At 47.3% G+C, this 8,109-nt stretch carries 9 protein-coding genes and 1 pseudogene; 3 read left to right on the top strand and 7 right to left on the bottom strand.

The genetic code is table 11. The annotated features are described in order from the left end of the window. The 5 genes and pseudogenes from STRDD11_RS14185 to STRDD11_RS04985 all read right to left on the bottom strand — a co-directional run. Window positions 1-72, bottom strand: a pseudogene (locus STRDD11_RS14185) (DNA-binding response regulator); the annotation flags it as partial. A 275-nt stretch (window positions 73-347) separates the two neighbouring features. Further along, window positions 348-1,565 (bottom strand): ABC transporter permease, encoded by a 1,218-nt coding sequence (locus STRDD11_RS05000; protein WP_128835982.1) that lies wholly within the window; start codon window positions 1,563-1,565, stop codon window positions 348-350. A gap of 12 nt (window positions 1,566-1,577) precedes the next feature. Continuing rightward, window positions 1,578-2,252: an ABC transporter ATP-binding protein gene (locus STRDD11_RS04995; RefSeq protein WP_128835980.1), complete on the bottom strand. Its 675-nt coding sequence runs from the start codon at window positions 2,250-2,252 to the stop codon at window positions 1,578-1,580. Further along, window positions 2,239-3,486: an efflux RND transporter periplasmic adaptor subunit gene (locus STRDD11_RS04990; protein ID WP_128835978.1), complete on the bottom strand. Its 1,248-nt coding sequence runs from the start codon at window positions 3,484-3,486 to the stop codon at window positions 2,239-2,241. Before STRDD11_RS04990 ends, STRDD11_RS04995 begins: the two co-directional genes overlap by 14 nt. Window positions 3,487-3,531: 45 nt before the next feature. Next, entirely contained in the window at window positions 3,532-3,798 is a 267-nt protein-coding gene (locus tag STRDD11_RS04985) for a hypothetical protein (protein ID WP_128835976.1), read from the bottom strand. 342 nt (window positions 3,799-4,140) lie between these two features. Here STRDD11_RS04985 and STRDD11_RS04980 point away from each other — a divergent pair, with 342 nt between their 5' ends. Then, window positions 4,141-5,151 (top strand): lactonase family protein, encoded by a 1,011-nt coding sequence (locus STRDD11_RS04980; RefSeq protein WP_128835974.1) that lies wholly within the window; start codon window positions 4,141-4,143, stop codon window positions 5,149-5,151. 112 nt (window positions 5,152-5,263) lie between these two features. On the opposite strand, the gene STRDD11_RS04975 is transcribed toward STRDD11_RS04980, so the two are convergent. Both STRDD11_RS04975 and eno read right to left on the bottom strand, forming a co-directional pair. Continuing rightward, the gene (locus STRDD11_RS04975; protein ID WP_241209336.1) at window positions 5,264-5,743 is read right to left on the bottom strand and encodes a hypothetical protein; all 480 of its coding nucleotides are present in this window, start codon (window positions 5,741-5,743) and stop codon (window positions 5,264-5,266) included. A 191-nt stretch (window positions 5,744-5,934) separates the two neighbouring features. Further along, a complete protein-coding gene (eno, locus tag STRDD11_RS04970; protein ID WP_128835969.1) occupies window positions 5,935-7,239 on the bottom strand; it encodes a surface-displayed alpha-enolase in 1,305 nt (434 codons plus the stop codon). Between the two features lie 194 nt (window positions 7,240-7,433). Between eno and STRDD11_RS04965 the strand changes: the two genes are divergently transcribed. Together STRDD11_RS04965 and STRDD11_RS13585 are read left to right on the top strand one after the other, a co-directional pair. After that, on the top strand, window positions 7,434-7,889 hold the full coding sequence (locus STRDD11_RS04965; RefSeq protein WP_128835966.1) for a DUF1694 domain-containing protein: 456 nt from the start codon (window positions 7,434-7,436) through the stop codon (window positions 7,887-7,889). After that, window positions 7,890-8,109 (top strand): nuclear transport factor 2 family protein (locus STRDD11_RS13585; protein ID WP_164828383.1); only part of this gene is annotated, 220 nt, incomplete at its 3' end.

The following is an 8,109-nucleotide window of genomic DNA, read 5'->3' as shown; positions in this document are numbered from 1 at the left end:
GCTTTCTTTTAAAAACTCGCAGATAACCTGATTGATGGTGCTATCGTCTTCCACTACTAAAATTCTGTGCATACGTTCTTTTTCTCCTTGTACTTGTTTGGCCTTTCCAGCAGCTGGTCCAGCGCGCCTGCTCCTGATCTGCTTTTGTGCTCTTGCCGGCTCATTCTCAAACAATGGGATTCACAGTCCCGGCAGCAGCAGACATGAGGGCAGACTCTGATACTCTTTTTATTTTTAGCTTCGCATCCTTCTCTCAAGCGGCGGCAGCCGGCAGACTCTTCGAGAATCCACGCCAACCGTCGTTCGCTCCAGCAGCCTCAGACTGTTGGAACTTGCAGCATGTGGGCTTATTCAAATCGCAGAGCCTCGATCGGATCCAGCTTGGAGGCCTTGACAGCCGGCAGAAGACCAAATACTACTCCTATTATACAACAAAAGAGCAAACTGACAAAGACCGAAAAGAGGGATAAAATATAAGGATAGGCCAGCGATTGTGTAATAGCAAAGCCCGAGGCAATACCAGCAAGCACGCCAATCATCCCGCCCATGAGAGTCAGGATGACCGCCTCAATCAGAAACTGCTTGAGAATGATCTTACGCCGAGCCCCCAGAGCCTTTTTAATCCCAATCTCACGGGTCCGCTCAGTCACCGACACCAGCATGATATTCATGACGCCGATACCGCCGACCAGCAGGGAAATACTGGCAATGCCGGCCAGCAGGACAAAGTTGGACTGATTGAGATTATCCAGCTGGCGCTCAAATTCCTGCAGATTGAGCACACCAAACATATAGTCTGACGGCGGTATCTGCTGGTTGAGATAGTCACTGACTTTCTTGGCTGCCTTCTTCAGATCATCGGCCTTGTGGGTCTGGACTGTCACTTCCGGATTGACATTGATGGTATCAAAAATCCGGTGCCACTGCTGCAGAGGGATATAGGCTGTTTTTTCAGCTCCTGCTGTTAGGCCGCTTTGCTCCTTGGACTCAAAAACCCCGATGACCTTAAAAGGATTGCCCAAAACCTCCACATACTTACCGATGCCGTCTCCCTGAGGAAACAGGCTGTCGTAGAGACTCTTTTCCAGATAGGTCACCTGCTCTTGATTTTTAAAGGCTGCTGACTCAAAGCCCTCTCCTTCCAAGAGGCGCAGCTGCTTGATGTCTGCTGCTGTCTGCGAAACGGCCTGAACCTTGCCGGACGACTTCTTGCTCAGATAGTAAAGTTTCTCGTCTGTCCCATAAGTCATCAGGGCATTTTTGACTCCAGAGATTTCCTTGATCTGGCTTAATACCTCCTCTCCCATAAAAGGGATATAAGAGGGCTTCTGAGCTTGGGCTTTCTCTGGGATAGAGGGATCGATGGCACTTTTCTTGTCGTAGACGACCTTGATGGTATTGTTGCTGCCGCCGATCAGCTGGCGCTTGGTATTTTCCGTATTGCCCTCAATGATGGAAAAGATTGCAATAATGGCCCCAATCCCGATGATAATGCCCAGCATGGTCAGCATGGAGCGCATTTTATGCGACAAGATTGAATTCAGGGCTACAAAAATATCTTCCATACAGCCTCCTCTCTATCCGATGGCCTTGGTCTCTATATTGCCATCCCGCAGGACCACCGTCTCCTTGCATAGCTGGGCTACTTCGGGCTCGTGGGTAATGATGACAATGGTTTTGCCCTCGTCATTAAACTGCTTGAAGAGATCCATAATCTGAACACTGGTCTTAGTATCCAAGGCCCCAGTCGGCTCATCACCCAGGATAAAGCTGGGATTGGTGACCAAGGCCCGCGCAATAGCCACCCGCTGCTTCTGCCCGCCGGACAGCTCCATGGGCTTAAAGCCGCTCCGCTCTTCCAGACCGACCAGCCGCAGCATGTCCATGGCCCGCTCCCTTCTTTCCTTTTTTGAGATTTTCATATAAGTCAGCGGCAGCTCTACATTTTGGCAGGCTGTCAGCTTGGGCATGAGGTTGAAGTTCTGGAAAACAAAGCCAATCTTCTGATTGCGCAGATCGGACAGCTGATTGTCCGACAGCTCAGAGACATCAGTCCCTTCGATATGATAAGAGCCTGAGCTTGCCTTGTCCAGACAGCCGATGATGTTCATCAGGGTGGACTTGCCAGAGCCAGACGGCCCCATGATGGCTAGAAAATCCCCTTCCTTTACATGCAGATCGATGCCTTTTAAAATCGGGAACTCCTGACTGCCCTGCCGATAAGACTTGTGAATGTCCTTAAGCTTTAACATGCTGACCTACCTCCATCCCTTCTTCCATGCCCTTTCGCGGTGTCGAAATGGTGTCCTGCAGGCTCAAACCGTCCGTGATCTCTACCAAACGGTCGGAGACTTTTTTGGTCTTGACTTCCTGCATTTTCAGGGTCTTGCCCTCTACCTTCCAGACATAGGTCTTGCCGTTTTTGCTGAAAGTATAGGACTGATTGACCACCAGCTTACCGGCTTCGGGAGCATTTTCCATGATATTGACGTAAGAGTGAGATCCGACCAGCGGCATATCGCCCCCCTGATCCAGCTCGACAGTATAAGGGTACTTGCCTTGGTTGGGGTTTTCCTGTTGTTTATTCCCACCATTATTATTGGAAGTATTTTCTGCTGTCAGACTGCCGACCTGGGTCACCGTGCCGCTCCAGCGCTTCTTAGGATCTTTGCGGTCCACGACTTCCACTTTCTGGCCCACGCTGAGCTTCTCACGGTCAAATTCGCTGACCGAGCCCTTGACCAGAGTCTTGGACTTATCCATGATTTCGATGAAGTTTTCTTCTTCCTTTTTGGCCTTGGACTGGGTCGGCAGGTCTTCGTTCATAGAGGTAATTGTTCCGGCAGTATCGGCCGTGACGGTATCATACTTCATTCGGTCTGACTCTGTCTGGGCTGTCACCTGAGCCTTCTCAGCCTCGATCTGGGCTGTCGTCACCTCATTGTCCGCAGTCTTGGCATCGCTGAGCGCCTGAGCCAGCTCATCTTCGGCGGACTTGATCTGCTCCAGCAGGGACTCGTCCTGACTGGCATTGTACTGGTCCTTGAGAGCATTGAGGCTGGCCAGCTTGCGGTTATAGGTTTCCCACTTGATGGCAGCGCTGTTTTGAGCCGCCGTAATGCTGTTGGCCTTGGACTGAGCGTCGTATTGAGCCGATTGGGCTGTCAATTCCTGCTCTGTCACATAGGAAAAGAGGGGCTGCCCCTGTGTGACGGTGTCGCCATTTTTGACAAAGACTTCCTTGACTTCCCCCTTAGAAGGGTCAATCTTGACCTTACTGCTATTGTTAGCAACGACTTCCCCAGATAAAACCAGGCTTGTTTTTTTGCTGTTATGGACAGCTTCCTGGACCTTCAGCGAATCAATCTTCCTGTCTGCCATTTGCATGGCCTCCTGTTGATTGACCTGCCTGAGAAGCAGGTAGCCTCCCAGCCCAGCACAAGCGAGAATGACCGCGCTGCCCAATAGAATGGTCTTACGATTCATTTTTTTCTTCGAAACATATTGCCTCCAGCCTACACGTCTTATACTTTATTTATCAGCTGATCCAGATTCGTCTTCTGGGATTTCCTCACCATCAGCTGGGATCTGAATGACATTGCCGTCTGGCATGGTGTATTCCGTGACTTCCTTGCCGTCAACGGTCTTGGTTTTCTGATCGACCGCGTCTTTTTTAAAGTCCACTTCTTTGCCGTCCATTACTTCCTTATTGTCGGCATTTTTATTGCCGCATGCGGCTAAAAAGAACCCAGACATTCCGATAAGGGCTACAAGCATCGCAAATTTTTTTGAGTTCATTTGTCTTCTCCTTTGTTTGAGCAAGCAGGAAGATGAAAGCTTCCTGACAGTTATTATAGTCTTTTAGTTTGCTTTTAGTACGAGGCAGCGAGCTGCAGACAATACTGGCGTACAGCAAGACGAGCTAACAAAGTAATAAAAGATAAACTAAATGACGATATTTTTTGAACAATTCTATTCTAACAAAGCCATCTATCCCCTTCCTACCCGCTATCTGTTTTTTGTCTGTTTTTTCCTGCTGATACTATCCTTTTGAAAAGCAGGCATATCCTCTGCAAGCAAACCCGCTTATCTGCTTTTATGGTATAATAAGAATAAGTCCAATCTAAAAGAGGTAATGCAATGACACAAACGATTTATTTCGGAACCTATACCCGCAGAGATTCCAAGGGGATCTACAAGGCAGATTTTGACCCCTCCAAGGGAGAACTGGCAAACCTGACCTTGGTCGCCCAAGAGCCCAGCCCCACTTATCTGGCTTTTGATCAGGCCGGCCATCTTTACACGGTAGGCGCAGAAGACGGAGCTGGCGGGATTGCTGCCTACGACCAAAAAGCTCAGCTGCTCAACCATGTCGTCCAAGAGGGGGCTCCGCTCTGCTATGTAGCAGTCGACGAAGAGCGCAGTCTGGTTTACGGGGCCAACTATCATAAGGGACAGGTCTTGGTCTACAGACGCTTGGCTGACGGCCGGCTGGAACTGGCTGATTCTGACACCCATGAAGGCCAGGGACCGCATGCCAACCAAGCCTCCGCCCATGTCCACTATGCAGATCTCACCCCAGACCAATACCTGATTACCTGCGACCTAGGAACTGACCAAGTGACTACCTATGATGTAGCCGAAGATGGAAAAATAACTCCCCTAGACACCTATAAATGCGCCGCTGGCGCTGGAGCCCGCCATATCGTCTTTCATCCTCACTACAAGATAGCCTATCTCATCTGCGAGCTCAACTCAACCATTGAAGTCTTGATTTACGATGGAGTTGGCCACTTTGAGCACCTGCAGACCATCTCCACTCTGCCAGCGGACTTTGACGGAGCAAACGGAACAGCTGCTATCCGCCTCTCTGCTGACGGCAAGTTTCTCTACGGCTCCAACCGCGGCCACGACTCGATCGCTGTTTACAGCATCTTGGCCGACGGCAGCTTGGAGCTGGCTGACATTGTCCCAACTAATGGCCAAAATCCGCGGGACTTTAACATCACCCCAGACCAAAACTATATCATCGCAGTTCACCAAGACTCTGACAACGCTACAGTCTTCAAACGCGATGCCGAAACAGGGAAACTGACCGAAATCTCACATGACTTCTATGTTCCGGAAGCTGTTTGCCTGACCTTTAAATAAACTGCTAAGTCCCGTCACTGCTCCTAGCAGCAAATAATGAAACCTGCATCATGATTCAAAAGACTGCAAAATAAGAGCCCCTGAGAAAACAACTCAAGGGCTCTTATTTTCACTATCTTCTACGAGAATCTCTCTCCTTCATAAAATCTTTTAATTCTTCTAATCGTTCTCTTGTTAGCGATTGAGCAAGAAAAGCTTCTTCGTTAACATCTTTACCTTCATTAAATTCATGCATAGGAACATTATCATACTGCTTTACATTTACTGGTATAAGCTTCCCTTCGCCATAAGTTATAATCTCTATATTACTATCACTAAAAAAAGCTCCATAGTAGTCTTCTCGAACCACTACCGTCTGTCCTTTCTCCTCTAGATAGGCATAATGGCTTACTGGAACATAAACTGTAAAAAGATAGCCAATTATAGGAAAAACTGCCAACAGCAACAAACCTAAAGCAAGGGCAGGATAAAGAACCCATTTGTATCTTTTAATCAATAAATAGAAAGCGAGGAATAAAAAGAGAAAAATAAGCCACGGACTCAACTGAGGTTTCCACAATATACTGGTAATCAAAAAGAATAAAATAACCACCAAAGGCGCCAGATTCCTCGACTTCCATCGATTAGATACAAGAAGTCCAACAACCAAGAGAACAAGAGCTGGCAACTCTCTGCTTAGAATATAGAGAAGGAAATAAAACATCTCCCAAGTCTCCCTTTACTTTATTCAAAAATCCCTCAAGTCAAGCTTGAGGGACCCTTAATTCATTCAATCTGAATGAATTATTTTTTCAAGTTGTAGAAAGCTTGAAGACCTTTGTATTGAGCAACTTCACCAAGTTGATCTTCGATACGAAGCAATTGGTTGTATTTAGCAATACGGTCTGTACGTGAAAGTGAACCAGTCTTGATTTGACCTGCGTTAGTTGCAACGGCAATGTCAGCGATGGTTGAATCTTCAGTTTCACCTGAACGGTGTGATACAACTGCAGTGTAACCAGCTTCTTTAGCCATTTCAATCGCTTCAAAAGTTTCAGTCAAAGTACCGATTTGGTTCACCTTGATCAGGATGGAGTTAGCAGCACCTTCTTTGATACCGCGTGCAAGGTAGTCAGTGTTTGTTACGAAGAAGTCGTCACCAACCAGCTGTACTTTCTTGCCAAGACGTTCAGTAAGAGCTTTCCAGCCATCCCAGTCGTTTTCATCCATACCGTCTTCGATAGTGATGATTGGGTATTTGTTGACCAATTCTTCCAGGTAGTCGATTTGCTCTGCAGATGTACGAACAGCAGCGCCTTCACCTTCAAATTTAGTGTAGTCGTATACTTTACGTTCTTTGTCGTAGAATTCTGATGATGCGCAGTCAAATCCGATGAATACGTCTTTGCCTGGTACATAGCCAGCAGCTTCAATCGCAGCGATGATTGTTTCTACGCCATCTTCAGTTCCTTCAAAACGAGGAGCAAATCCGCCTTCGTCACCAACGGCAGTTTCCAGGCCGCGTGATTTGAGGATTTTCTTCAGAGCGTGGAAGATTTCAGCACCGTAACGCAGCGCTTCTTTGAAAGTTGGAGCGCCAACTGGCAGGATCATGAACTCTTGGAAAGCGATTGGAGCATCTGAGTGAGAACCGCCGTTGATGATGTTCATCATTGGAGTTGGAAGAACTTTTGTATTGAAGCCGCCAAGGTAGCTGTAAAGCGGAACTTCAAGATAGTCAGCAGCAGCACGTGCTACAGCAATAGACACACCAAGGATTGCATTGGCACCCAGTTTTCCTTTATTAGGAGTACCGTCAAGAGCAATCATTGCACGGTCAATAGCTTGCTGCTCACGGACATCGTAACCGATGATTGCTTCAGCAATCACATTGTTTACGTTGTCCACTGCCTTTTGTGTACCAAGACCACCGTAACGGGATTTATCTCCATCACGAAGTTCCACAGCTTCATGTTCACCAGTAGAAGCTCCTGAAGGAACCATACCGCGTCCGAAAGCACCTGATTCAGTATAAACTTCTACTTCAAGTGTTGGGTTTCCGCGTGAGTCGAGGACTTCGCGAGCGTAAACATCAGTAATAATTGACATTTCTTACTCTCCTTATTATTTAAAATTATTTACTAGTCTATGATACCCTAAAAACGCCTTTTTTTCAAGGAAAAATAATGGCTTTGCATAAAAAATCACAATAATTTGCTTGCAAGCGATTGCAACTCCCTGATAAAAAGGGATTTGCAGATTTCCAAAGAGAAAAATCAACATAATTATGTTATACTGGAAGCATGACAGACATCGATAAAGTAATTATGGAAAAAGCAAACGGCGGCGCTAAATGCAGCCCTGATGAACAGCGGAAATACTTAGAAACATTTGAAGAACGCGTCATTGCCGACTGCTCAGTTGAAGAAGCCAACAGTTCGCTGATTCGCAGTCATTTTAAGGAAATGCTGGTGAAAATCATAGAGGACTACAGCCCTGTGACCGTCAAAATCTCTCCCCAAGTGGAATCCAGCAATCAGATTTTCTATCTGAAAACAGCCAAGGAACTGGGCTGCCAGGCCAGCATCGTTTCAGCTGACTGCCAAGCCTCTCCTTTCGGTCTGGTCATTCACAGCGACCAGCCGGTGGAGGTGGACGAAAAAGAAATGCTGCGGCACTTTGCCGGCCTCCTCCATACCGAGGAAAAAGCGGCCCTGCAGCAGAAAAAGCCTTCTTTCTGGGAGAAATTATTTAAATAAATGAAAAACATTGACAGACTGCTGGCCTTTTTTGAGGCCGAAAATCAGCGAGACTGGGACACATATCAGACTTTTCTGGCCGAGCAGGTCGTCTGGGAACTGCAGAGCGACAGTCTTGAGGTCATCTGTGGGAAAGCGGACTATCTGGCTAGGATCCAAATGGCCTACCGGAATAACCCTGTTCAATTCCAATGCAGCCATTATCATCTCAGTCCTGACC

Origin of the sequence: Streptococcus sp. DD11 (assembly GCF_001578865.1) — a bacterium.
Classification (GTDB): Bacteria; Bacillota; Bacilli; order Lactobacillales; family Streptococcaceae; genus Streptococcus; species Streptococcus panodentis.
This window is presented reverse-complemented; position numbering and strand designations above follow the sequence as displayed.